This window comes from Streptomyces sp. NPDC002144 (assembly GCF_053593695.1).
In genome coordinates this window covers 1-1,645 of sequence record NZ_JBSFDB010000162.1, presented here as the reverse complement: position 1 = coordinate 1,645, position 1,645 = coordinate 1, and the positions used below count along the sequence as shown (strand labels likewise).

Below are 1,645 nucleotides of genomic sequence, written 5' to 3'. Positions count from 1 at the left end.
AGAAGCTGTATCTCAACCGATCATGGAACGTGCGGGTCGAACAGGTTTCCCGCTGGGGTGATCTTCCCGTTGTGCGCGCATGAAGACAGGGCCTCTCGGTAGCTCGGGGATGCGAATCTGACCGAGCAGTGCCGGGAGGCCCTGGTGTCGTTGTTGTACGCGTCCGAGCCCGTCCAGTTCAACTCGGCTGCACGATCGTGTGATTGCCTCGCGCACGTGTACGGCAATGCGGCCGACCATCCCGACCGGGAACGCCGGTATCCGTCGGACATGACGGACGCGGAGTGGGCGGCCATCCGGCCGTTGCTGCCGGTGCCGCCCTGGCTGAAGGGCAGGGGCGGGCAGCCCGAGGGCTACTGCCACCGCCAACTGCTGGACGCGATCCGCTACCTGGTCGCGGGCGGGATCTCGTGGCGGGCGATTCCCGCGGACTTCCCCGACTGGGCCCGGGTTTACGCCTTCTTCCGCCGCTGGCGCGAACACGGGCTGATCACCGAGTTCCACGACCGGCTGCGCGGGAAGGTCCGTGAGCGCGAGGGCCGTGAGGCCGAGCCCACGGCGGGAATCATCGACGCGCAGTCGGTGCGGGCCGCCGCATCGGTGCCGGCCGCCTCACGCGGCTACGACGGCGGGAAGAAAGTGCCCGGGCGAAAGCGGCACATCGTGACCGACACGCTCGGTCTGCTCCTGGTCGTCTGTGTCACCGCCGCGAACATCGGTGACCGCGACGCCGCTACGGGCCTGCTGCAGCGGCTGCGCCGTCTGCACCGCGACATCACCCTCGTCTGGGCCGACGGTGGCTACACCGGCTCCCTCGTCGACTGGTGCCGGGACAAACTCGCGCTGACCTTGGAGATCGTCAAACGCACCGATGACATGACAGGGTTCGTGGTGCTGCCCAGGCGCTGGGTGGCAGAGCGCACGTTCGCGTGGCTGATGCATTCGCGCCGGCTGGCCCGGGACTACGAGACGTTGCCGGCCAGCAGCGAGGCGATGATCCGGTGGTCGATGATCACGCGGATGAGTCGGCGTCTGGCACGGCCACGGGCCGCCGCCCGGCACTGAACGCCCCCGACTCCTCCATGAGGAGCCACCCGCGCTCGGCCAGGCGCCGGGCCTTCGAGCGCACCCCCTCGACCTTCGCCGACGTTGTCTCCAAGCCCAGCCGAGCCGTGATCTCCCTGGCCTTCAGCGGCCCCTGGTCCGCAGGCTGCCGCTCGTCGAGCACGCCCAGAATCCGCTGATAGTCCGGCGCCAGCACCGTCACCGGCAGTCCTTCGCGCCAAGGCGGCACGATCGAACCCGGCACCGGCGAGGGCGCGGTTTCCGCCTCGGTCACGGCGGTGGTCTCGGCAGCCGAGGCTGCCAAGGCCTCGACCAGTTCCTCCCGCGCGATCACCCGCCGGTCCAGCTCGATCTCCGCGGCCTCCAACACCCCAGCCAGCCGCGCAACTTCCTCCCGCAGACCCTCCACCCGCACCCGGGCTGCTGTCTCCCGCTCCTCCAGAATTCCCAGCACCGACGCCATCACGCACCCCCCGATCACGGAGCCGAAACAAGACGCCGCATGCCTCCCTCATTCCGAGCTAGACCATGCCAGACCAGCAGAAATCAAGCGATGATGTTCGGTTGAGATACGGCTTCT

The 1,645-nt window shown here is 68.7% G+C and carries 2 protein-coding genes; one reads left to right on the top strand and one right to left on the bottom strand.

The features are described from left to right. Positions 1–270: 270 nt before the first annotated feature. Positions 271–1,065, top strand: a complete 795-nt coding sequence (locus ACWCQ1_RS52085; RefSeq protein WP_450859423.1) for an IS5 family transposase — start codon at positions 271–273, stop codon at positions 1,063–1,065. Here the strand turns inward: ACWCQ1_RS52085 and ACWCQ1_RS52080 are convergent. Next, positions 1,013–1,528, bottom strand: a complete 516-nt coding sequence (locus ACWCQ1_RS52080) for a hypothetical protein (protein ID WP_451030132.1) — start codon at positions 1,526–1,528, stop codon at positions 1,013–1,015. The genes ACWCQ1_RS52085 and ACWCQ1_RS52080 overlap by 53 nt on opposite strands. Positions 1,529–1,645 lie beyond the last annotated feature (117 nt).